Annotated in this window: 18 protein-coding genes; 6 read left to right on the plus strand and 12 right to left on the minus strand. The window is 70.4% G+C overall.

Going from position 1 to position 20,950, the window contains the following annotated elements:
- Positions 1-56 precede the first annotated feature (56 nt).
- Positions 57-1,097, plus strand: coding sequence for a hypothetical protein (locus ACI79H_RS11750; RefSeq protein WP_456554571.1), 1,041 nt, complete (start codon positions 57-59; stop codon positions 1,095-1,097).
- Positions 1,098-1,155: 58 nt separating this feature from the next.
- Here ACI79H_RS11750 and ACI79H_RS11755 read toward each other — a convergent pair whose 3' ends face one another.
- From ACI79H_RS11755 to ACI79H_RS11765, 3 genes are all read right to left on the minus strand, one after another.
- Positions 1,156-2,061, minus strand: coding sequence for a hypothetical protein (locus ACI79H_RS11755; RefSeq protein WP_456554572.1), 906 nt, complete (start codon positions 2,059-2,061; stop codon positions 1,156-1,158).
- A 51-nt stretch (positions 2,062-2,112) separates the two neighbouring features.
- Entirely contained in the window at positions 2,113-3,873 is a 1,761-nt protein-coding gene (locus tag ACI79H_RS11760) for a putative bifunctional diguanylate cyclase/phosphodiesterase (protein ID WP_456554573.1), read from the minus strand.
- Positions 3,874-3,950: 77 nt separating this feature from the next.
- Positions 3,951-5,186 (minus strand): MFS transporter, encoded by a 1,236-nt coding sequence (locus tag ACI79H_RS11765; RefSeq protein WP_456554574.1) that lies wholly within the window; start codon positions 5,184-5,186, stop codon positions 3,951-3,953.
- Between the two features lie 315 nt (positions 5,187-5,501).
- Between ACI79H_RS11765 and ACI79H_RS11770 the strand changes: the two genes are divergently transcribed.
- The gene (locus ACI79H_RS11770; protein ID WP_456554575.1) at positions 5,502-6,758 is read left to right on the plus strand and encodes a hypothetical protein; all 1,257 of its coding nucleotides are present in this window, start codon (positions 5,502-5,504) and stop codon (positions 6,756-6,758) included.
- 32 nt (positions 6,759-6,790) lie between these two features.
- Here ACI79H_RS11770 and ACI79H_RS11775 read toward each other — a convergent pair whose 3' ends face one another.
- Positions 6,791-7,702 carry a phosphorothioated DNA-binding restriction endonuclease gene (locus ACI79H_RS11775; protein ID WP_456554576.1) on the minus strand — a complete coding sequence of 304 codons (912 nt, stop codon included), beginning with the start codon at positions 7,700-7,702 and terminating at the stop codon, positions 6,791-6,793.
- Positions 7,703-7,878: 176 nt separating this feature from the next.
- Between ACI79H_RS11775 and ACI79H_RS11780 the strand changes: the two genes are divergently transcribed.
- Both ACI79H_RS11780 and ACI79H_RS11785 read left to right on the plus strand, forming a co-directional pair.
- A complete protein-coding gene (locus tag ACI79H_RS11780) occupies positions 7,879-8,625 on the plus strand; it encodes an enoyl-CoA hydratase/isomerase family protein (RefSeq protein WP_456554577.1) in 747 nt (248 codons plus the stop codon).
- Between the two features lie 210 nt (positions 8,626-8,835).
- Positions 8,836-9,051: a hypothetical protein gene (locus tag ACI79H_RS11785; RefSeq protein WP_456554578.1), complete on the plus strand. Its 216-nt coding sequence runs from the start codon at positions 8,836-8,838 to the stop codon at positions 9,049-9,051.
- Between the two features lie 2 nt (positions 9,052-9,053).
- Here ACI79H_RS11785 and ACI79H_RS11790 read toward each other — a convergent pair whose 3' ends face one another.
- Both ACI79H_RS11790 and ACI79H_RS11795 read right to left on the minus strand, forming a co-directional pair.
- Positions 9,054-9,713, minus strand: a complete 660-nt coding sequence (locus ACI79H_RS11790; RefSeq protein WP_456554579.1) for a response regulator transcription factor — start codon at positions 9,711-9,713, stop codon at positions 9,054-9,056.
- The gene (locus ACI79H_RS11795; protein ID WP_456554580.1) at positions 9,710-11,680 is read right to left on the minus strand and encodes a sensor histidine kinase; all 1,971 of its coding nucleotides are present in this window, start codon (positions 11,678-11,680) and stop codon (positions 9,710-9,712) included. The genes ACI79H_RS11790 and ACI79H_RS11795 overlap by 4 nt, the downstream gene beginning before the upstream one ends.
- Positions 11,681-11,833: 153 nt before the next feature.
- Between ACI79H_RS11795 and ACI79H_RS11800 the strand changes: the two genes are divergently transcribed.
- Positions 11,834-12,544, plus strand: a complete 711-nt coding sequence (locus tag ACI79H_RS11800) for a hypothetical protein (RefSeq protein WP_456554581.1) — start codon at positions 11,834-11,836, stop codon at positions 12,542-12,544.
- A 55-nt stretch (positions 12,545-12,599) separates the two neighbouring features.
- Here the strand turns inward: ACI79H_RS11800 and ACI79H_RS11805 are convergent, their stop codons facing one another.
- The 3 genes from ACI79H_RS11805 to ACI79H_RS11815 are packed head-to-tail and all read right to left on the minus strand — an operon-like array spanning position 12,600 to position 14,659.
- On the minus strand, positions 12,600-13,907 hold the full coding sequence (locus tag ACI79H_RS11805; protein ID WP_456554582.1) for an ABC1 kinase family protein: 1,308 nt from the start codon (positions 13,905-13,907) through the stop codon (positions 12,600-12,602).
- A gap of 2 nt (positions 13,908-13,909) precedes the next feature.
- On the minus strand, positions 13,910-14,476 hold the full coding sequence (locus ACI79H_RS11810; protein WP_456554583.1) for a hypothetical protein: 567 nt from the start codon (positions 14,474-14,476) through the stop codon (positions 13,910-13,912).
- A gap of 15 nt (positions 14,477-14,491) precedes the next feature.
- Positions 14,492-14,659, minus strand: a complete 168-nt coding sequence (locus tag ACI79H_RS11815) for a hypothetical protein (RefSeq protein ID WP_456554584.1) — start codon at positions 14,657-14,659, stop codon at positions 14,492-14,494.
- A gap of 1,206 nt (positions 14,660-15,865) precedes the next feature.
- Between ACI79H_RS11815 and ACI79H_RS11820 the strand changes: the two genes are divergently transcribed.
- On the plus strand, positions 15,866-18,091 hold the full coding sequence (locus ACI79H_RS11820) for a DUF262 domain-containing protein (protein WP_456554585.1): 2,226 nt from the start codon (positions 15,866-15,868) through the stop codon (positions 18,089-18,091).
- Positions 18,092-18,249: 158 nt separating this feature from the next.
- Here ACI79H_RS11820 and ACI79H_RS11825 read toward each other — a convergent pair whose 3' ends face one another.
- Genes ACI79H_RS11825 through ACI79H_RS11835 form a run of 3 tightly spaced genes read right to left on the minus strand, consistent with a single transcriptional unit; the run spans position 18,250 to position 20,935 of the window.
- The gene (locus tag ACI79H_RS11825; RefSeq protein WP_456554586.1) at positions 18,250-18,720 is read right to left on the minus strand and encodes a DNA phosphorothioation-associated protein 4; all 471 of its coding nucleotides are present in this window, start codon (positions 18,718-18,720) and stop codon (positions 18,250-18,252) included.
- Positions 18,717-20,774: an AAA family ATPase gene (locus tag ACI79H_RS11830; RefSeq protein ID WP_456554587.1), complete on the minus strand. Its 2,058-nt coding sequence runs from the start codon at positions 20,772-20,774 to the stop codon at positions 18,717-18,719. The genes ACI79H_RS11825 and ACI79H_RS11830 overlap by 4 nt, the downstream gene beginning before the upstream one ends.
- Positions 20,771-20,935, minus strand: a complete 165-nt coding sequence (locus ACI79H_RS11835; protein ID WP_456554588.1) for a hypothetical protein — start codon at positions 20,933-20,935, stop codon at positions 20,771-20,773. Before ACI79H_RS11835 ends, ACI79H_RS11830 begins: the two co-directional genes overlap by 4 nt.
- Between the last annotated feature and the right edge of the window lie 15 nt (positions 20,936-20,950).

Here is a 20,950-nt window from a genome sequence, read left to right on the forward strand (position 1 = left end):
CGCGGCCCTTCCCGGTCCGATCGGACCGGTCCCTCAGCCAGAGAAGGACACCCCTCATGAACGTGTGGATGAAGCGCGGGCTGCAGACGGCCCTGATCACCGGCGGTCTGCTGACCGTCGGCGCGGGCGTCGCGTCCGCGGACGAGAACGCGGTCGCGGTGACCGTCCCGGTCACCGTCACCGACAACGCACTGGCGGTGCTGGGCACGGCGCCCGGCAGCACGCCGGCCGAGATCGACCTGCCGGCCCTGAGCGGGACGGTGGGCGTCGACCTCGGCGGCCTGGCGGTCGCGGTGCCGATCGACATCGGCGGCAACGCCGCGGACGTCGCCGGCGTGGACGCCGCCCAGCCGTCGGGTGCTCCTGCGCCCGGTGGTGCCACCGGATCGGCGGTCGACGTCGACGTGCCGGTGACCCTGACCGGCAACGCGGTGGGCGTGCTCGGCGAGGCCACCGCGAGCGGCAGTGCACCGGCGCCCCGGCCGGAGGCGGAGGCGTCGCTGCTGGACGTCGACGTGCCGGTGCTGGTGTGCGGCACCGCGGTCGGCGTGCTGGGCGATGCCTCGGCCGAGTGCACGGCCCCCGCGCCGGCCGCCGGTGGTGGCGTCGACTCGGTCGTCGACGTCGACGCGCCGGTGACCGTCTGCGGCGTCGCGCTCGGCGTGCTCGGCGACGCCGGTGCCGAGTGCAGCGCTCCGGCGCCCGGTGCCGGTGGCGGGACCCACGGCACCGATCCGGTCGTCGACGTCGACGTGCCGGTCGGCGTCTGCGGTGTGGGTCTCGGTCTGCTGGGTGACGCCGACGCCACGTGCGCCGGTCCGGTGACCGACGGGACGCCGGTGACGCCCGGCTCGCCGGCCACCCCGGGCGGCCCGGTCGTGGCGATCTCCGGTCAGCCGGGTGCGACCGTGATGCCGGCGAAGGCGGCGACGCCCTCGGCCGGCACCTCCGGTCCGGCCGCAGATGTCGACGGCATCTCGGCGCTGGCCTACACCGGCAGCCCCCTGCTGTGGAAGCTGCTCGGCGGCCTGCTCACGCTGTGCGTCGGCGTGGGGCTGGCGGCGGTGAGCCGTCGCCAGGCGTCCGTCCTGCGGTAGCCGCGTGACGACGGGCCCGGCCACCGCTCGGTGACCGGGCCCGTCGTGCTGCCTCGGGTCAGGTGAGCTGCTCGTGCCGGAACGTCTCGCCGTGGGGGTAGATGAGCTCGACCTCGAAGCTGTCGGCGGCGACGTGCTCGAGGAAGCTGCGGGCCGTCCCGGTGGGCGCCTCCGGCAGCAGCACCGCGATGGACTCGACGGTGGTCCGGTCGTCGAGGGCGGAGGTGTTCGCCAGGTACCGGTAGGCGGCTGCCTGCGCCCACGCGTGGGCGACCGTGACGACGTCGGCGGCTGCCTTCGCCTCCACGATGCGCCGGACCGCCGGCTCGTACACGTCGGCTCGCTGGTCACCGACCGGGTGCTCGCGGACGTAGCGGTGGGGGAGCGTGGCGACGTACGCGGCGACCAGGTCCGCTTCGAGCTGCTGGCGGGGTGGCGAGGCCGGCGGGTGCGCGGCGACGGCTGCGGCTCGCTGGGCGAAGCGGCCGGCTGCGTCGAAGCGTGAGGGCAGGTCTGTCCGCTGCCAGTACAGGCGGCTGCTCTTGAGCTCGTGGCCCTTCAGCAGGGTGTGCATGGCCTCGTAGACGTCGCAGTGCCGGTACCGGCCGCCGAGCTCCTCGAACGCCTCATAGATGGACCGGCTGCCGCCGGGCCGGTCGTTGCGGGTGCACGGCCACTGCAGCGCGAGGACGGCGGCCGCGACCTCCTCGAGGGGTGCGGGCGCGGCGTCACCGGCACGGGGGCGGCGCATCCCCTCCAGGGCGTAGAACATCGCGTCGGTGCGTTCGAGGTCCAGGACGGCGCGCGTGACCGCTGCGGTGGCCTCGTCGGCGTAGCCCTCTGCCCTGAGGTGGTCGATGACCTCGTTCCACTGCAGCGGATCGTCACCGAGGTTCCGCTCGATGAAGCGGGTCGCGACGGCGATGACGTGGTCGAGGTCCTGCGAGGTGGAGGGCGTGGTCACGACCACGGACGCTACGACGACCACGGGCTCGTCGCGGATCGTGTCGAGGGGTCAGCCCCGCAGGGCGGGTGTGCGCTCGGACCGGTGGTCCAGCTGCGCGACGACGTCCGCCAGGGGAGCGGGCCGGCCGTAGAGCCAGCCCTGCCCGAAGCGGCAGCCGACGGAGCGGAGGACGGCGTCCTGCTCCGCCGTCTCCACGCCCTCGGCGACGACGTCCAGGCCGAGCACGTGCGCCATGCCGATGATGCTGCGCAGCATCGTGGCGCGGCGCGGCGAGGTGGTGATGGTCGCGATGAACGACGAGTCGAGCTTGAGGATCGCCGAGGGCAGCGTGTCCAGGCGGCTCAGCGACGAGTAGCCGGTGCCGAAGTCGTCGATGGCGACGCCGAGGCCGAGCGCGCGCAGCTCGTGCAGCGCGTCGACGGCGGCCGAGGACTCCGCCTCGACCAGGCTCTCGGTCACCTCGAGCACGGTCTCGCCGGCCTGCCAGCCGGTGTCGGCCAGCGCGGCGCGGATCCGCTGGGAGTACGTCGGGTCGGACAGCTCGCGGCCGGACACGTTGACGCCCAGCCGCAGCCGGTGGGCGGTGGTGGCGTGCAGCTCGACCAGCTGGCTGCAGGCGGTCCGGAACACGTGCTCGCCGAGCCGGGGCATGAGCCCGTGCTGCTCGGCGACGGCGATGAACTCCGCCGGCGACACCGGGCCGCGCTCGGGGTGGGTCCAGCGGGCGAGGGCCTCGACGCCGACGACCTCGTCGGTGCGCATGTCGAGGATCGGCTGGAAGTCCACCGTCACGTCGCCGGCGTCCAGCGCGGCGGTGAGGTCGGCGACCAGGTCGGAGGAGGCGGGGCCGGCGCCGAGCTCGCAGCGGCCGCGGCCGTTGGCCTTGGCGGTGTAGAGGGAGAGGTCGGCGCGGCGCATGAGCTGGGCGGCGCTCTCGCCGGGCTGGTGCTCGGCCACCCCGCACGACATGCCGATCTCCGGGTGCGTGGCGCGGATGCCGCAGACGAGGTCGAGCGCCTCGGGCCCGGTCATGCCGGGGAGCAGCAGGGCGAACTCGTCGCCGCCGTGCCGGGCGAGCACCGCCGTCGTCGGCAGCGCCCTGCCCCACACCTTGGCGACCTGGCGCAGCACGCGGTCGCCGGCGTCGTGGCCCTGGGTGTCGTTGATGGCCTTGAAGTGGTCAAGGTCGAGCAGGGCCGCGGACATCGGCTCGCCGGTGCGGGACACCGTCCGCATGAGCTCGTGCAGGGCCTGGTCGAACCCGCGGCGGTTGGTGAGCCGGGTGAGCGGGTCGCGGTTGGCGCTGGAGGCGCGCAGCACGAGCCCGCGGGTGACGACGCTCAGCCCCACGACCATGGCGACGAGCGAGAGGGCGGTGGGCAGGGCGATGTCGCCGCGCACCATGAGCCCGTTGGTCAGGCCGGTGCAGGCGATCGTCGTGTGCAGGACGGCCAGCGGCAGGCTGAAGAAGAAGCAGGACGCCATCGCCAGGAAGCTGGTGAGTGCGCCGACCACGAGGGCGGTGTCGGAGTCGGGGCTGAGCACGATGCCGGCGACGACGACCACCGTGGCCTGCAGGACCGCGACGTGGAAGGCCCACCGCGGCCAGCGGGCGCCCCAGTGCAGCACGACGAGGCCGGCCGTGAGCGCGGAGACGGCGAGGCCGGTCAGGGCCGCGCGCTCCGGCCACGGGGAGTCGGCGCCGAGCGCGGCGAGCAGGCTGGCGGAGCCGCCGAAGACGTAGAAGGTCGCGAGTGCCTGCGCCATGACGCGCGTTGTCGCCACCTCGGGGACGACGGACCACTTCATGGGAACTGGATCGTCCCACTTCTCGGCCGACCTGAGCCGGTCTCCCTCGTGCGGGGGAGGCCCGGCGCGCCCGAGGTTCAGGCTGGGACGGGCTGTCGCTGCGCGCTGCGCTGCGGTGCCGACGCGGTGTGCGCGACGGCGGCGGCAACCACGAGCGCCGCTGCGACGGCGGGAGCTGTCTGCCCGGCGTCGATGCCGAACTGGTCGACGACCGCGCCGACGACGGCCGAGGCGAGCGCCTGGCCGACGACGACCGCCGAGCCGAGCATCGTCATGGTGGTCGCCGAGCGGCCGGCCGGGCTCAGCTGCGCGGCGAGGCTGTAGAGGGTGACCAGGGTGGGCCCGATGCCGAGCCCGAGGATCGCCAGCGCGACGACGAGCCCGGTCTCCGACCGCGCGCAGGCGTAGCCGACGGCGGCGGCGAGCAGCAGCGAGCCGAAGGTCAGCCAGCGGGCCCGCAGGGTGAACCGCTGGGGGAGGGCGGCCGAGCCCAGGGCGAGCACCGCCGACCCGATGCCCATGACGCCGTAGAGGAGGCCGGCGCGGTCGCCGTCGCCGTCGGCGGCGAGGAAGCCGGTGAGGCTCGTCAGCGTGGCGCCGAAGAAGAGGCCGACGCCGAGCGTGCCGACGACGACGGTGAGCAGCCTGGCGCTGGCGAGCTCGCGGGCCGGGGCCTGCGGCTCGTCCGTGTGGTGGGTGCCCGGCTCGACCTTGCCGGTGGGGTGCAGGGCGAAGGCGGTGACGAAGACGAACGTCAGGGCCGCGGCGCCGACGATGGCGACCCACGGGGCGATGGCGCTGGCGAGCAGGCCGACGAGGAACGGGCCGACGATGAAGACGGTCTCGTCGGCGGCTGACTCGTAGGCCATGGTGCCGCTGAGCGTCTTCTCCTGCCTCGCCGGTGGGATGTGGCGCCGGATGAGGGCGACCAGCCGGGTGCGCGAGAGCGGGGCCACCTGCGGTGCGGTGGCGCCGATGAGGACCGACAGCGCGAGGACGGCGGCGTCGGCAGCTCGGCTGGCGACCACCAGGGGGAACGAACCCAGCAGGGCGGCGTTCAGCAGCCCGACGGGGACGAGGACGCGCCGCTGGCCGAACCGGTCGACGGCGGCGCCGAGCAGCGGGCCGGCGACGGCGGTGCCGATGCCGGCGGCGGCTGAGTTGAGCCCGCCGAGGGTGACCGAGCCGCGCTCGGCGACAACGAGCGTCAGCACGCCGACGACCATCATCGCGAAGGGCAGCCGCGCGATGAAGGCGAGCGGGAAGTAGGTGGGCCCGGCGTGCCGGAGGAGCGAGCTGTCGGTTGCGTACATGACCTCGGTGCATCTGCGGATCAGGCGTGCCGCCTTGATCCGCCGGCGGAGGCCGACAGCAGGTAGATGCACGGGACGTTGTGAGCGTGTCGACGATACCGGGCAGCCGCGCCGGTGACCGGTCGACGTCGGCGGACGTCGCCCCGTCGGGCGATCCGCTGCCTAGCGCGTGACGCCAGAGCCCGACGGGACGCCAGTGGCCTGCTGGCCCCCTGATGCGGGACACCTTCACGGGTCCCAGCGAGAAGGCCTCGGATCGTTACCGTCGCCACGGCCATCCGGCTGCTATCCATGTCCACGTTCGGGGAGTCGACGATGGCCAACGAGATCCAGCTCATCAGTGACGGGGACGGTCTGGCCGTGATCGGGGAGCGGACCGCGGTCGACCGCTTTCTCGTCTCCCAGGGACTGGCGTCCAAGGACCTCGGACTCGAACGACTCCAACCCGTCTTCCGCACCGGAGCCGCCGCAGCCAAGGCGGGTTCGGAGATCGCCGCCCAGTCCGGTCGCTGGGTCAAGCTGACCGAGAAGTCCGCAGCTGCGCTGAAGAACAGCCCGTTGATGAAGGGTTCGGAGGAGGGCGTCGCCCGCGCCATCGCGATGAAGGACGGCAAGACCAAGCACATCCTGGAGATCGTCAAGACGTCGCCGGGTACCGCCTTGACCAATCCGGCAGTGCTGGCCGGTGCCGCCGGGCTGATGACCCAGCTCGCCATGCAGCAGACCATGGACGAGATCACTGACTACCTGGCCACGATCGACCAGAAGCTCGACGACGTGCTCCGTGCTCATGAGGACGCGGTCATCGCGGACATGCTCGGGGTGGGCTTCGACATCGACGAGGCCATGACGTTGCGGGAGCACGGGGGCCGGGTCAATGAGGTGACCTGGTCCAAGGTGCAGGCGTCGTCGTCGACGATCGCCCGGACCCAGGCGTACGCGCTCCGGCAGCTCGACGCCCTTGCGGACAAGCTGGAGGGCACCTCGAGCATCGCCGACCTCGCCAAGGCGGCGAAGACCGCCGAGGCCAAGACGCAGGAGTGGCTCGCCGTGCTCGCGCGGTGCTTCCAGCTGCAGGACGCCATCGCCGTGCTCGAGATCGACAGGGTGCTGGAGGTGGCTCCGGACGACTTCGACGGGCACCGCATCGGGCTGCGGGCTGTCCGGCAGAAGCGCCTCGAGACCATCGCGCAGTGCACGGAACAGCTCCTGACCCGCATGGATGCAGCTGCGGGCACGGCCAACGCGAAGGTGCTGCTGAACCCCATCCAGTCACCGGCCGTCGTGCGCTCCCGTGAGCACGTCGCTGCCGCAGTCGCCGGCTTCCATCAGCCCCTCGGTATCGAGGCCGGTGGTCAGTCGCTGGAGGCGAAGGCCTGGACGGCTGCCGCAGTGGAGGCGAAGGACACGGTGCTCGCGACGGGGGCAGAGGGCCTCGGTGTCGCGAAGCATCTCGGCACCGAGACCTTCGGCCGGGCGAAGTCGGTGACCGGCAAGCTTTCCAGCGGTATCGCGGGGCGTGCGGGCCGGTGGCGCGGAAACGCTGAGGAATCGGCCGTCGACGCGGAGTAATGCCGCATCAGCTGTCAGACGCCGGATGGCGCTCAGGTGCCGATCGGGGACCCGTGGAACACCTGCTCCCGGTGCCAGAGGACGTGCTCACCGGCGGGTAGCGCGGTGCCGGGGCGTGGCGACAGGCGTTGACCGTGGAGTTGGTAGGTCGCGCGGCCGAGTGCGGTCCGGGCGGAGAAGCGCTGAGACACGACGACGGCCAGCTCGTCGTCCAGCCCGAGCATCCCGCGGTCGAAAAGCTTGTGATGGAGCGAGCAGAGGGCCAACCCGTTGTCGAGGGAGTCGGGGCCGTCGAGCGTGAACCAGCGGATGTGGGCGGCCTCCAATCCGACCGGGACGCCGCCTGCCTGCCCGTCGTAGCCGCAGAAGGCGCACTGCCGGTCCCACGCTTCGAGGATGGCGGCCGGCCAGGTGGAACTGCGTCGCCGCTCGCCCGCCGACTTCACGGGGCTGACGGCGTCGTCGTCGATCTGCTCCGGATCGAGGCCGACGGCGAGCAGCACGTCCGGTGCGACGGTGGAAGGGAAGTGGGCGTCGACCAAGCTTCGCGCCGCGGCGGACACGAGCGCCGGTTGCGCTGTGAGCAGGCGCTCGAGGTCGCGGTCGAGTTGGCCCGTGACACCCTTGCGGAGCGGGGTCACGCGATCCATCGGGACGTCGGCGTCGAGCGTCCAGACGCCGTCGCTGCGGAGGTGCGTGAACGGATAGGCGGCGCTCTGCGCGGGGCCGGTCCGGGAGGGCGGGCCGAAATCCGCGATGAGCTTTCCGAGCTTCTCCTCGGCGACGGACCACGGGATCCGACTGGACCCCTCGGCCGCGAGCCGGCCCAGGGCGAGCAGCACGAGCAGCCGCTTGTGCGGTGAGCGGCGACCGTCCCGCTGGTGCTGACGCAATGACGCGAGCCGCGTCATGATCTCGTCCAGAGCCTCGTTCTGCGGGGGCATGCGAGCACTTTCGCCGCCGTTCGGTCCGGCAGGCGTGCCGACCCGCCGTGCTCATTGAGTCATCGGCACGGGGGATGGCCCACCGCGTGACGCGAGGGCGTGCGGCGCGTGGTCTCATGCCTGTCAGGAGTCGCGGACGGCGTCAGGGCCGGTCCGCTCAGCAGGAAGGTGGGCTCGTGGCCGGATCCGGTGAAGTGCTGCTCGAGGTGGACGGCGGCGTCGCGATCGTGACGCTGAACGCCCCGGACCGGCGCAACGCGCTCACGCCCGGCATGGCCGACGAGCTGATCGCCACCTTCGACGAAGTCGACGCCAAGCCCGAGGTCGGTGCACTGGTCATCCGCGGCGTCGGCAAGTCGTTCTGCGCGGGCGGCGACGTCGCCACGCTGACGAACGCCGGCAAGGACCCGGCGACGCCGGACGCCTACGAGGGCATGGGCAAGATCTACGACTCCTTCTACCGTCTCGGTCAGGTGCGCGTGCCCACGGTGGCAGCCGTGCGCGGTTCCGCTGTGGGGGCCGGCATGAACATGCTGCTGGCGGCCGACCTGCGGATCGTCGCGAAGGACGTGCGGCTGCTGGCCGGCTTCCTGCGGCGCGGCATGCACCCGGGTGGCGGGCACTTCGTGATCCTGTCGCGGCTGATCGGCCGCGAGGCCGCAGCCGCCATGGCGCTGTTCGGCGAGGAGATCAACGGCGACAAGGCCGTCGAGCTCGGGCTGGCCTGGGAGTCGCTGGACGACGCCGCCGTCGAGGACCGCGCCATCGAACTGGCCCAGCGAGTGGCCACCGACCCGGAGCTGGCGCGGGTGGCGGTGGGCAACTTCCGCAAGGAGGTCGTGAACGGCGCGATCCCGTGGGACGTCGCGATGCAGTCGGAGCGCCCGGCGCAGATGTGGTCGATGCGCCGCTCGGCCCAGTAGTCGCAGGGCGCGCCGGTCGTCGGGTTCCCGGGCCGGGGCGGGGGAGTGGCCTAGGTTCGATCCGCGTCCTTCCCCGTCTTCCGGCGCGCTCCCGGCAGGTCCACGGTCGTCCTCGACCGGTGATCCATCCTGCCCGGACGGCTGCCCGCGGGTCGGTGAGGACCTCGAGATCGTCGTCCTCACCCAGGGAGCTGTGCAGCGTTGTCCGGCATGCCGTCCAGCGGACTCCTCCGCCCGATGACCACCGGCAACCTGCTGGCCGACTGCGAGCGGTGGTGCCGCGACAACCTGCCTCGCCCTGAGCTGCTCCAGGGCCGGACGACGCTCCGCCTCGTCGCGACGCCGGGAGCCGAGCCGGCGCCGGCCCGCCGAGGGACCTTCCGGCCGGGACCCGACTGGCCGGGGATCGCGCTCACCGGCAGCTGAGGTCAGCCGAGGCCCGGCGCAGCACCCCCGAGCCCGGCGTCCCGGGCCCGGGCCACCGCCTCGGCCCGGCTGGACACCTCCAGCTTGCCGAAGATGACCGAGACGATGTTCCGCACCGTCTTGTCCGACAGGTAGAGCCGGCCGGCGATCTCGCCGTTGCTCAGTCCGGCCGCCAGATGTCCCAGCACCTCGCGCTCGCGGTCGGTCAGCGTCGGGAACGCGCTCAGCGCATCACCCTCGGCACTCAGCCGGGCCAGTGCGCCGGACGTGCCGCGGCCCAGGATCGTCTCGCCGTCGGCGACCGCCTCCAGGGCGCGGCGGATCTGCGGGCGGCTGGCGCCCTTCACCAGGTAACCCCGCGCACCGGCCCGCAGGGCGGCGGCGACCGCGTCATCGTTCTCCACCATGGTCAGCACGAGGACGGCGACGCCCGGTATGTCGTCGGTGATCCGCGCGGTCGCGTCGAGGCCGTTGCCCGACGTCAGGTGCAGGTCCATGAGCACGATGTCCGGGCGTGCCTCGCGGGCCAGGGCGACGGCCGTGTCGGCGTCCTCCGCCTGCCCGACGACCTCGGTCCAGTCGAGGGACTCGACCAGCGCCACCAGCCCGTCGCGGAACATCGGGTGGTCGTCGACCACGAGCACCTTCTTGGGTGCGCTCATGCGAGCTCCGTCGGCAGGGTCGCGCGCACCGTCGTCCCCGAGCCACCGGTGACCTCGCACGTACCGCCGAGCTCCGCGGCCCGCTGGTGCATCGAGCCCAGCCCGACGCCCGTGCGCGCACCCGGCTGCACGCCGACGCCGTCGTCCTCGACGCAGAGCTCCAGCCGCCCGGCGCGGTGGCGGATCGCCACGTGCACCCGTGAGGCCCGGGCGTGCCGGGCCACGTTGGTCATCGCCTCGCCCACGATGCGGAAGGCTGCCACCTCGGCCGCGGCGGGCAGGTCGCTCAGGTCGTCCGGCGCGTCCACGGTGGCGGCCAGCCCGCCGTCGGCAAGACGGGCGGCGTGCGCGCGCACCGCACCGACCAGCCCGAGGTCGCCGAGCGCGGCCGGGCGCAGGTCGTCGACGATCCGGCGCACCTCGGCCACGGTGCTGCGCAGGTAGCCGGCCGCCTGGTCCAGCATCACCCCGGCCCGCCCGGGATCCCGCTCCAACAGCTCGCCGACCGCCTCCAGCTGCATCGCCGTCGCCGCCAGTCCCGGTCCCAGGTCGTCGTGCAGGTCGTGCCGCAGCCGGCGGCGCTCCTCCTCGCGGGAGGTGACGATCGACTCCCGCGAGCGCTGCACCTCCTCCTGCAGCAGCACCGCGTGCGCCACCTGGGCGGTCTGGCGCACCAGCTCGTCGAGCATCGTCCGCACCCGCGGTCCGAGCCCGCCCGGCGGCAGCGCGAGGTCCAGCTCGCCCACGGTGCGGCCCTGGTGGACCAGCGGGACGGTCTCGGCGAACGTCGTCGGCGTCCCGTGGGCGACCGGTTCCCGCCCCGGCAGCCGCAGGGCGACGAACGGCAGCCGCAGCGTGCGGGCCAGCACGTCGACGACGGCCGGCAGCACGTGCGCGGGCGACGCGGCGGAGTCGACCCGCCGCCCGAGCTCGCCGATGGCGATCTCCGGTTCGACGACGTCCCCGTACAGCAGCCGGTTGACCCGCCGCTGCAGCCCGTCCCGCGCCGGCTGCACGAGGACGGCGGCGAGCGCGAAGACGAGCAGGTCCGCCTGGCCCGTGAGGTCGCCGAGCACGGAGCCCGCGAGCACCAGCAGCCCGCCGTACACCGCCAGCGCCAGCAGGCTGAGGGCCAGGTAGACGAGGGTCCGCCCCAGCGCGATGTCGAGGTCCCACAACCGGGCGCGCAGCAGCGCCCAGGTGACCGCGGCCGGCAGCGGCAGCAGCGCCGCGGCGATCAGCAGGAGCTGCGCCGTCGGCACGATCCACGCGAGGGCGACGAGCAGGACGGTCCCGAGGGCGCCGGCGAGGACCCAGAGGACCTGGTCGCGCTCCTGGCCGGCCGTCCGGCGCAGGCGGACGACGAGGGAGGCGATGCCGAGGACGGCGCTGACGACGAGCAGCAGGAGTGACAGGTTGACGACCGACCAGGCGCCGTCGACCCCGACCGGGTTGCGGACGTCGCCGTACGCCGCGGGCACCGGCTGGTCCTGCTGGTCGTAGGGCGTCAGGGCCCACGCCAGCGGCCCCAGCACGTTGGCGACCGCCGCGACCGCCGTCGCCGCCCGCCAGAAGGGCCCGGGCAGCGGACCGTCGGGCAGGACCAGCAGGAGCAGCGTGGGGACCGGCGCGTAGGCGGGCACCCACAGCCAGGTCTGCACCCAGTAGGCGAGCGCACCGGCGCTCGAGCCCGGGTCGGACGGCAGGATCGCCGCCGCCAGGACCGCCGCCAGCGACACCCCGCCGCTGCACACGCCGACGACGAGCATGCGCCAGCCGGCGGCCAGCCGGGGGCGCTGGGTGATGACCAGGGCGCCCAGGCCGCCGAAGCCGAGCGCGCCGGCGAGCCCCCAGGCGACGGCGTCGGCGCCGACGTCCGCGGCCGGCGCGATGACCGCGGCCGCGACCGCGGCGGCGGCTCCGCCGGTCGCCGCGGTGACGGCCACGGCGCTCCGGACGTCGATCACCGCGGCATCGTGGCAGCGCGGATGTCCCGGTCGCCAGGGACACACCACCCGCGGGCGAACGGGACAACCGTCCGATGCGGACGGGACGGCGCCGTCGCGACGGTGGTCGCAGCCCGGCCGACGGAGCCGGCATCCCGAGGAGCAGACATCCCGATGGACACCACCACCCGGCTCGGCAGCGGCGTCGTCGCCCCGGACCACATCGACGGCCCCGCCGTCCCGACCTCGGCCGCTCCGGCTGCCGCTCCCTTCGTGTACGCCCGCCGCCGCCTGCTGGTGGGCGCGGCCTTCCTGGGCCCGGTCGCGCTCGCGGCCCAGTACGTGCTCAGCACGGACGGCCTGCCGCGGGACGAGGCCGGGCCGTGGCTGGCCGGTCTGGCGGAGGACCCGACGCGCCAGGTCCTCTCGGTCATCGCCTACCTGGTCGCCATGCTCGCCGGCGTGGCCGGCGCCGCGATGCTGGCGCTCGCAGGCCGCCGCCGTGCCCCCTGGCTGTCGGGCATCGCGGCCACGCTGCTGGTCATTGGGAGCGTGGGCGGTGGCGGCTTCGCCGGCATCCGGCTGGTCGCCATTGAGCTGGCCGAGCGGGGTGGGCCGTCGTCGGTGGAGGCGTGGGAGGCGGTGCAGGACGGTGCGCCGTTCGCCGTCCTGGGTTCGCTGGTGCTGATGGCCATCCTGGGCACGCTGGTGGGTGCGGCGGCCGTCGTCCGGGCCCGTGCGGACATCGCGGTCTGGGCGGCGCCGGCCATGGTGATCGGGTTCGTGCTCGCCAGCGGGGAGTTCCCGGTGTGGGTCAGCGTCGTGGGGGAGCTGGTCGTCCTGGCGTCCCTCGTCCCGGTCGCCCGGGCGGCGCTGCGCGCCTGAGACGGAGCGAGGGCGCCGGCCGCAAAGGCGGTCGGCGCCCTTCCGCGCGTTCGGCTCAGTAGCCGGGCAGCCACCGGCGCAGCTCGCTGTCCACCGCGACGGTGGCGTTCAGCGAGCACAGGACGCCGACCAGCTCGGCGGCCACCAGCAGGTGGTGGGCGGGGATCGTCAGCTTCCGCTGGGTCCGCTGGGCGGCACCCAGGGGGTCGGAGGCGCGCCGGGTCTGCTCCTGCAGCCAGCCGCGGGTGAACGTGTACCGATCGGTGCGCAGCGGCTGCAGGTAGGGGTCGAGCAGCGTCAGCAGAGCCGCGGGCGTCACGTCATCCGGGCGCAGCAGGGAGGCCGAGGCGGCGATGCGGTGCAGCTGCGCGGCGTCGCCGTCCCGCCCGGCGGCGAGCAGGGGACCCAGCCCGGAGGGCCAGCCGTTCGGCAGAGGCTGGTTGGAGCCGAAGTCGAGGACGCCGAGCCGGCCGTCGTCCATCAGCCGGAAGTTGCCGGGGTGCGGGTCGCCGTGCAGCCGATGGGCCCGGACCGGGCCGGAGGTGAACAGGCGCACGAGGACCTCGCCGCAACGGTCGCGGTCGGCCCGGGTGCCGGAGGCGATGACCCGCGACAGGGGCGTGCCGTCGATCCACCGGCTCACGAGCACCTCGCCCTCCACGGCCAGCACCTCGGGCACGAGGACGTCGGGGTCGCCGCGGTAGGCGTCGGCGAAGGCGGTCTGCGCCTCGGCCTCGCGGGCGTAGTCGACCTCCTCGACGAACCGCCCGCGCAGCTCGGCGAAGAGCTCGCGGACGTCGAGGTGGGGAACCGCGGCCTTCATCAGCGGTGACAGGCCCTGCAGCATGCCGAGGTCGGCGACCAGCGCCTCGGCGGCGCCCGGGTACTGGACCTTGACGGCCACCGGCGTGCCGTCGGACCAGGTGGCGCGGTGCACCTGGCCGATGCTGGCGGCCGCGGCGGGCCGGTCGTCGAAGTCGCGGACGCGCTCCCGCCACTGCGGACCGAACGACGCCTCGAGCTGCTCGTGGATGCGCGCGGCCGGCATGGGCGGCGCCGCCTCCTGCAGCTTGACCAGCGTCTCGCGGTAGGGGCCGGACAGCTGCTCGGGGAGGGCGGACTCCATGGCCGAGAGCGCCTGGCCCATCTTCATGGCGCCGCCCTTGAGATGGCCCAGGGTGGCGAACAGCTGCTCGGCGGTGCGCTGCTGGACCTGCTCGGCGACCAGTTCGGCGGGGCGGCCGCCGAGGCGCTTGCCGAGGCCGAGGGCGGTGCGGCCGGCGTAGGCGGCGGGCAGGGCCGCGAGACGGGCCGTCCGGGCGAGGCGGCCCCGCGCCGGCGTCCCCTCCTCCCGATCGGGCATGGCTACCGGGGGGTCGTGCGCACGATGACCACGGGACCGCCGGGGTCCTCCCAGGGGTAGCGCTGCGGGTCCGGACCGCGGGGGTCGGTCGCCATGTCTCGACGGTAGTAGCGCTTTCCTCCCGTAGCGACGTCGTCAGACCGTTCCGGGACACGCAGGTGGGCGACGGCGAGGTCCATTTCGGCGATGTCGGCGACGCGGGCGCCCATGGCCTGGGCGAACGGCTCGCGCAGGTGCCTGGCCTGCTGGCGGACCAGCGCGAGGGCGTCGCGGGTCTCGAAGGCGGTGACACTGACCGCGCGGCCGGTGCGCCGGTCCACCAGCATGCTCAGGCTGTCGAAGCCGGTCAGCTCCCGCAGTCGCGGCATCAGGTTGTGGCGGTAGGCGTCGAGCAGCTCGTTCAGGTGGTTCGGCGGGACGCGGGCCCAGGTGACCTGGGCGCCGGCGCCGTCCCTGGCCGGGCGTTCGCGGTGCAGGACGGCGATCTCCCACTCCTGGATGTCGAGGCCCTGCGCGCCGAGGGCGTGCATGAGCCGGATGGGGTGGACGTCCTCGTTGGCGGCGCGCATGGCGTCGGCGTCGGCCTAGGAGGTCGTGACGATGCAGCGGCCGTGCTCGCGGTCGGCGAGCATCGTCAGTCCGATGCAGCCGTCGATCTGCTGGATGGCCGGCAGCACCTCGTCGCGCGTGAAGGCGATGCCGGCGTCGAGGTTGTCGGGGTCGGCCTTGATGGTGGTGGATCGGGCGTTCATGCCGCCGCACCTTCCGCTGGTGGCGGCGCCCGGGTGGCATCGCCACTGGGGGCTCACCTTGGCCGTGATCGATGTCTGCCGCAATGCCGTCACGGCGCGACCGTCTTGCTCTTCGGGGGGAGGGGGGCAGCTGAGTGAGGCGCGCCGGTCATCGGGATGCCTGGCTCGGACACGGGCGCCCTCTATGGTTTGTCCTGCGTCCTTCGCCGTCTTCCGGCGCGCTCCCGGTAGGTGCCCGGCCGTTCTTCGGCCGGTGACGACCGTGCCCGGCAGCACCCGGCGGTGGGGACGCCGAAACCGTCCTCCTGAGCCAAGGAGCTGCGCAGCGTTGTCCGGCATGCCGTCCAGTGGGAACCCCCGCCCGATGACCACCGGCAACCTGATGGCCGACTGCGAGCGCTGGTGCCGGGACCACCTCCCTCGCCGGGAGGCGCAGTCACAGGGGCCGACGCTGCGGCTTGTCGCGAACCCCGACTCGTCGTCGGCTCGGGGTCAAGGCTTCCGGCCCGGACCGGGCTGGCCGGATGTCGCGGTTGCGCGCACGGGGAGCTGAGGAAGGGCTTCCCCGCTCAGGCGCTGACTTCCTTAGGTCTCGGTGACCGTTGTCGTGTCACCACCCGCCGGATCAGTTCCGTGCCTGCGTCGGTCGCGGCGGTGGCCCGTGCACGACCGCGGGCGCCGGCATGGATCTGCTGCTGGGGGCTGACCTGCGGATCGTGGCGGGACGCGCGGCTGCTGTGCGGGTTCCTCAAGCCCGGGACGCATCCGGGCGGCGGGCACTTCGTCATCCTGTCGCGGCTGATCGGCCGCGAGGCGGCAGCGTTGGCGCTGTTCGGCGAGGAGATCGACGGTCGGCTTGCCGTCGAACCCGGGCTCGCCTGGGAGTCGGTGGACGACGCCGAGGTTGAGAAGCATTCCCTGGAGCTATGCCCTGTGTGGCTGCGGACCCGGAGCTGGCGCGGACGGCTGTGGGAAACTTCCGCAAGGAGGTTGTCAACGGCGCCGTCCGCTGGGATGTGGCGACGAAGTATGAGCCCCGCCCGCAGATGTGGTCGATGGGGGCGGCCGGTGAGCCCCTGACAGCCACCTGAGCTTTCGAACGCAAAGGACCTCAATCGAGTGAGCCTGCGCCTGAGCCGAGCCCTCATCCGCTAGAAAGTCCCTATGGCTCCTCGTCCGCAAAAGTGGTCTCGGGAAGAGACCGTCTTGGCCTACTCGCTCTTCAAAGAGGAGGGGCTGCGCGCGAAGGAGCATCCCAAGGTGATCGCTTTGAGCGACGCCTTGCGACAACTTGCAGCGAACCGGGGCACTTCAATTGGCCCAACCTTCCGGAATCCCGCCGGCTGTGCCATGAAACTCGCACAGCTGCAATTCGTCGATACCGACGGCCAACACGGTCTGTCATCCGCTTCGGAGATGGATAGGGAAGTAGTAGGGCGGTACAAGAACGATACCGTTTCACTGCAGCTCGACGCGGACATTGCTCGATCGGGTTCGGATATTGCGAATGAGCGTCTCCCCGAACAACTGCCGGCCGAGTACTGCGTAGGGCAACTCAGCACCGTACCGGATGACCTACTACATCAGGCCAAGACTCCATCTATCGGAGGACCCGCAATAGTCCAGCCGGCACTCAAGCCGCTTGGCGAGCTTCTCAAGAACGATGGCCCCTATAGCATTCCTCGCTATCAACGAGCGTACTCGTGGGACGAGGAGCAGGTAGTAGACCTGGCTAGGGATGTTCGCCAGCTGGCCACATCGCTGGCCGCGGGCGCGGTCCCAACGCAGCACTTCTTTGGCGGAATCGTCGTGGTCCACGACGCGGGAGCAAGTAGCTGGAGCGTGATCGACGGTCAACAACGCTTGACCACGTTTGTGATCATCGCAGCCCTGCTGGGCCAAGCCTATGACCGGCTGGAGAACCGAGCAGCAGTGTCCGGCGATGACGCTACCGCGTATGCTGCCGCCGGCAATGCGAAGGACCTGCGTGAATCCTTTGTCTGGATCCGGCAATCTGACCCGTTGACCGGGATTGCCGCCGATAAGCCACGACTCATGCCTACACCAGCGGACCGGGCGGCGTATAGCGCAGTTCTTCGAGGCGAATCCTTCGCAGCGACACGGGATAGTCAAGAGCTCCTGCTTAACGCTCGCTCAAATCTGTGGCGGGAACTCTTTGCACCAATCTTCGTGAGCCAGGGTTCCGAAGCAGAGCGACTCAGGGCGCTCCTAGCCCTACAGTACGCATTGTTCAACTGCTGCATTCTCATCAAGCTAAGCGCCAACGACATGAGTGCTGCATACAAGCTATTCATGGTATTGAATGACCGCGGCATGCAGCTGAGCGAAGGCGATCTGCTTCGCGCGGCGACGTTGGAGTACCTGGAGCGCTTCAAGGTGCAACAGGAGGAGGCCGCCCTCGCTTGGGACGGCATCCTCAGCGAGCGTGCAGGGGTCGTGCAGGACTTTCTTCGGGCTTACTTCCCCAGCGTCACTGGCAAGCGTGCCGATGTATGGGAACTGGTTGAGGACTATAGGCGCCATGTCTTCTCGATTGAGGGCGAGTCTACAACGGATCAGGCACGGGCCAAGCGTCTGGTTGACACACTGCAGTGCATGCACTCAGAAATTGCATTGTTCGGGCAGCTCCAGCGGGCCGAATGGCCGTACGCCAACAGTAGGCAGCCCATCGCATACACGATCCGGGTTCGACGTCTGATTAAGACGCTACGGCATGAACTAGCGCATCCGCTGTTGCTTGCGGGCGCTGCGATACTGGAGGAGTCGGACTTTCTTAGGCTAGTAGTGGCGGTAGAGCGCTTTGCTGTTCGGTACAAGAATATTGGCGGCGGCCATCCGGATCGTGCTGCAAAGGTTTATTATGACCACGCCGTCTGCGTGCGAGAAAGCGGAAAACTGCAGGCCGATGATCTTGTCGCAAAACTCTGTGAACTCGCTGAGGAGGTGCTGCCGGATGACGAGATCGTCGATAGGCTTAAGGACCGTTTGCGGTACGATAAGAACGGCCAGCGGGGTAATATTCGATGGGTCCTCGCGGCATTGGAGGACTTCCACGGCTGGTTGGCCTCCGATCCGCAGAAGCGGAGCCCTATCCCCGCTCCAGACCAGGCGGTTGTCTTGGACGCAGATCTAGCGCATATCGACCACATCTACCCACAGACGGCCCGCGTTGCGGATCGTGATGATGAACTGGAACTCGTTAAGCATCATCTCGGAAACCTGACGCTGCTCGAGGCAAGAGACAACCGGCTAAAGAGCAACACTCCGTTCGTCGATAAGCGTGATGTCTATCGAGCCTCGTCTGTTCGCCACACGAAGGCGCTGGCCCGGAAGAGGCTCTGGTCAGTGTCTCGCGTTTCCAAAAGAGAAGATGATCTGTTCGAGACCGTTCAGGCATTGCTTAAGTTCTAGGGACGGTGTTCGTTCGTGAGGCCGCTGTTGCGGCGCGCCGTCGTCGTCGATTCGATGACGACGACGGCCGCCTTCCTGCGCGGTTGCGGGGAGCTCGGATTAGCTCTTGGATGAACTCGACCGCAGCGCGCCTTGCCCACCCGATTCGCAAGCGTCCATTACCAGTTGACGCCGTCCAGGAGCTCCTCTACGGATGCGGGTGACGACCCTCCGGTGGCGGTGAGCGCGTTGGTCACCTCATCGACCACAATCACCGAGATCGGCTGGTGCCGAACGTTCACCTGCTCCTGCAGGTACTCGAGACCGCCGTTGGCGTACTCCTCAAAAATCCGCACTCGTTCCTCGAGCCGTCGGTCATCCATGATCTCGGGGTCATCTGGGGTCTCATTCGCCGCGATCATGCTGACTAATGCTTCCGCGTAGGCCGGCCCGGTGAGTGTCTCGTACCGGATTGGGTCGCCGGCCGACTGGCCAATGGGTGAGCGACGTCCGTGGCGCACCCCCAGCGCGGCGGCGAAGAGCAGACCGTCTCGGAAGGTCGAGAACCCTGCCTCGTCACGCATCTCCTGGAGGAGGGCCTCGTGCTGCTGCGGACGACGAATTCGGACGTCGGCCGGGGGCGTTGTCACCTGATCACCTCAAGCTCTGCGTGGTTGGAGACTGCGTCGGACTTGATGTATGGGTAGGTCATGCCCTCTAGCTCGATAGTCTCCGACACGTCGGCTTGAGACGTGTGGGTGACGATCACGCCTAGGTGGCTCACGTGAGGCAACAGGTTCTCGACCACGTGGCCCAGTCCCTGGCTCTTGCTGACCAGGACGACGAGTTGAGGGGCCATCTCAGCGAGGGCTCGCGAGACCTCCTTTTGGTAGTTCTCGTCCAGGGAACCAAAGGCGGCATCCATCACGATCGGGTACGAACCTGCATCCTGAGGTGCGTCGCCCTCGGCGCGGCGCTCCTTGCGGATCTCACGAGCCAGCTCGGACACCGCCGCGACGAAGGACAGGCTCAGGATCTGGTTTTCACCCGTTGACTTCGGGACTGGCAGCTCAACACCGTCGATCGTTTGCGTGAGGGAGAGCTCGAAACGGTCAGTTAGGCGAGGGACGTACGGCTTGATCGAGATGTTTGCGAAGACGTCCTTGAGCTTGCGGTCAAGTCGCCGGCGCATCTCCTCGGAACGAATGGCGAGGATTTCCTCAAGGGCACGACGCACAGAATGCACGAGCTCGGACCTGGACCTCGCCTTGGCGGCGAGCTCATCCGTCACGGCCGCACGGTTCCGCTCGACCTCCTTCTGCTCCAGTTGCTTCACGATCGAGTCCAGGTTGGACCTGACGACCCCCAGGCGCTGTTGCTTGGTGGCCATGCGGCCCTCGAGGTCCAGTCGCTTGCTCTCCAGGGACTGGACCTCTTCCAGGCGGCTGTCTTTGAGTTGACGATCCAGTTCCGTCTTACGTGCTTCCAGACGGTCGACCCGTTCGTGCTCGCTGGTCATGCGCTTGGCGACCTGCTGGAGGTCCTCATGGAGCTGGTCGCGTGCCTTGCCGAACTGCTCGAGCTGACCGTGTAGCCGCTGCCAAGCGGTTTCGACGGCCTGAAGCCCCGCGCGCTGGCGCCAGTCCTCAACGGAGTGGCGAGCAGGGGAGTGCTCGGCCAGTGGTGTGCCGCAGATGCACGATTGTTCGTCGAGCAGCTGGTCGACGAACTCTCGCTTCAGAGGGGCTGGCAGAGCTCCGCGCTGGTAGAGCTTCTGCGCCAGGCTGATGGTCGTATCGGCGAGGTCATCCGAGAAGGCGATGAAGCCTCGTGTCGCGATGAGCGTCGCTTGCTCAACTTCAGCTGCACGGCGGGCGCCACGAGCCTCCTCGAGCTCCTGAACTACGGAGTCACGCTCCCGCTGGAGCGGTGCCGCGGTCGCGTTCTGCCGAAGCAGCTCGGTGACCTCCTCCCGCTCCTCGCTGAGAAGCGCGAGGTCGTGTTCCAGGACCGAAAGCTCGTCCCGACCGGCAGCTTGCTGGTCGAGCAGGTTGTCGATCGCCGTCTGGATCTCGCTGGCCCTGTCCCCGCCATGCTTCTTCAAGTCCGCTGTCAACCGGCGATCGACCTTCGGCAAGTGTTGGAGGGCTCGTTCCACCTGTTCGAGGTCCAGGAGGACCTTGATGTCCTGCTGGACCTCGCTGTAGGCCCCCTTCTGCACCAACTTTTCAATGCGCTCACCGTTGAAAAAGAAGAATCGGCTTACGCCCATCGGGAGAATGCTCAGAACCCGCTCTTGCGGTGCGCTCACAACCTCAGACGAGCCATCAGGCATCGTTTCCCACAAGTGCAGCGCTGCGGTCGGCGCCCTCTGCTCGTCGGACTCCTTTTGCAGACTGGCGGTGCGAAGAAGTCGGTAATTCCGATCATCGTGGTCGAAGTGCAATTCCACGGCTAGTTCCGCGACGCCCCCGATAGGGGTCGCACGCCAGACGCCGTCATTTATCATTCGGTGCTGTTCCTCGACGTCCTCGGAGACGACACCGTAGAGGCCCCACGTGAAGGCGTTGAGCAGCGTCGTCTTTCCCGCACCGTTCGCTCCAAACACGAGCGAAACCGGACGCAGCTCATCAGACGCGAGCGGCAAGGTCTGCTGTCCCGCGAACTGGCGGAAGTTGGTGAGCGTGATCTGGTGCAATCTCATGGAATGATCTCCTTGACCACGCGGACGAGATCGTCGGTCGGATCGTGCGCGGTAATGTGCAGCTTGGCGCGTTCGATTTCCAGAATGCGCTTCAATAGTGCGCGCTCGATATCTGTCATCTGCTGGAGAACTTCATGTTCGGAGCGGCTTGATTGGGTCATTGCATCATTCCTTTA

The organism is Blastococcus sp. SYSU D01042 (genome assembly GCF_054050515.1).

Excerpts from the sequence above, each read along its gene's own strand:
- ACI79H_RS11750 (WP_456554571.1), top strand. The coding sequence starts at position 57 with ATGAACGTGTGGATGAAGCGCGGGCTGCAGACGGCCCTGATCACCGGC.
- ACI79H_RS11760 (WP_456554573.1), bottom strand. The coding sequence starts at position 3,873 with ATGAAGTGGTCCGTCGTCCCCGAGGTGGCGACAACGCGCGTCATGGCG.
- ACI79H_RS11765 (WP_456554574.1), bottom strand. The coding sequence starts at position 5,186 with ATGTACGCAACCGACAGCTCGCTCCTCCGGCACGCCGGGCCCACCTAC.
- ACI79H_RS11770 (WP_456554575.1), top strand. The coding sequence starts at position 5,502 with ATGGCCAACGAGATCCAGCTCATCAGTGACGGGGACGGTCTGGCCGTG.
- ACI79H_RS11775 (WP_456554576.1), bottom strand. The coding sequence starts at position 7,702 with ATGCCCCCGCAGAACGAGGCTCTGGACGAGATCATGACGCGGCTCGCG.
- ACI79H_RS11785 (WP_456554578.1), top strand. The coding sequence starts at position 8,836 with ATGCCGTCCAGCGGACTCCTCCGCCCGATGACCACCGGCAACCTGCTG.
- ACI79H_RS11790 (WP_456554579.1), bottom strand. The coding sequence starts at position 9,713 with ATGAGCGCACCCAAGAAGGTGCTCGTGGTCGACGACCACCCGATGTTC.
- ACI79H_RS11800 (WP_456554581.1), top strand. The coding sequence starts at position 11,834 with ATGGACACCACCACCCGGCTCGGCAGCGGCGTCGTCGCCCCGGACCAC.
- ACI79H_RS11805 (WP_456554582.1), bottom strand. The coding sequence starts at position 13,907 with ATGCCCGATCGGGAGGAGGGGACGCCGGCGCGGGGCCGCCTCGCCCGG.
- ACI79H_RS11810 (WP_456554583.1), bottom strand. The coding sequence starts at position 14,476 with ATGCGCGCCGCCAACGAGGACGTCCACCCCATCCGGCTCATGCACGCC.
- ACI79H_RS11815 (WP_456554584.1), bottom strand. The coding sequence starts at position 14,659 with ATGAACGCCCGATCCACCACCATCAAGGCCGACCCCGACAACCTCGAC.
- ACI79H_RS11830 (WP_456554587.1), bottom strand. The coding sequence starts at position 20,774 with ATGAGATTGCACCAGATCACGCTCACCAACTTCCGCCAGTTCGCGGGA.
- ACI79H_RS11835 (WP_456554588.1), bottom strand. The coding sequence starts at position 20,935 with ATGACCCAATCAAGCCGCTCCGAACATGAAGTTCTCCAGCAGATGACA.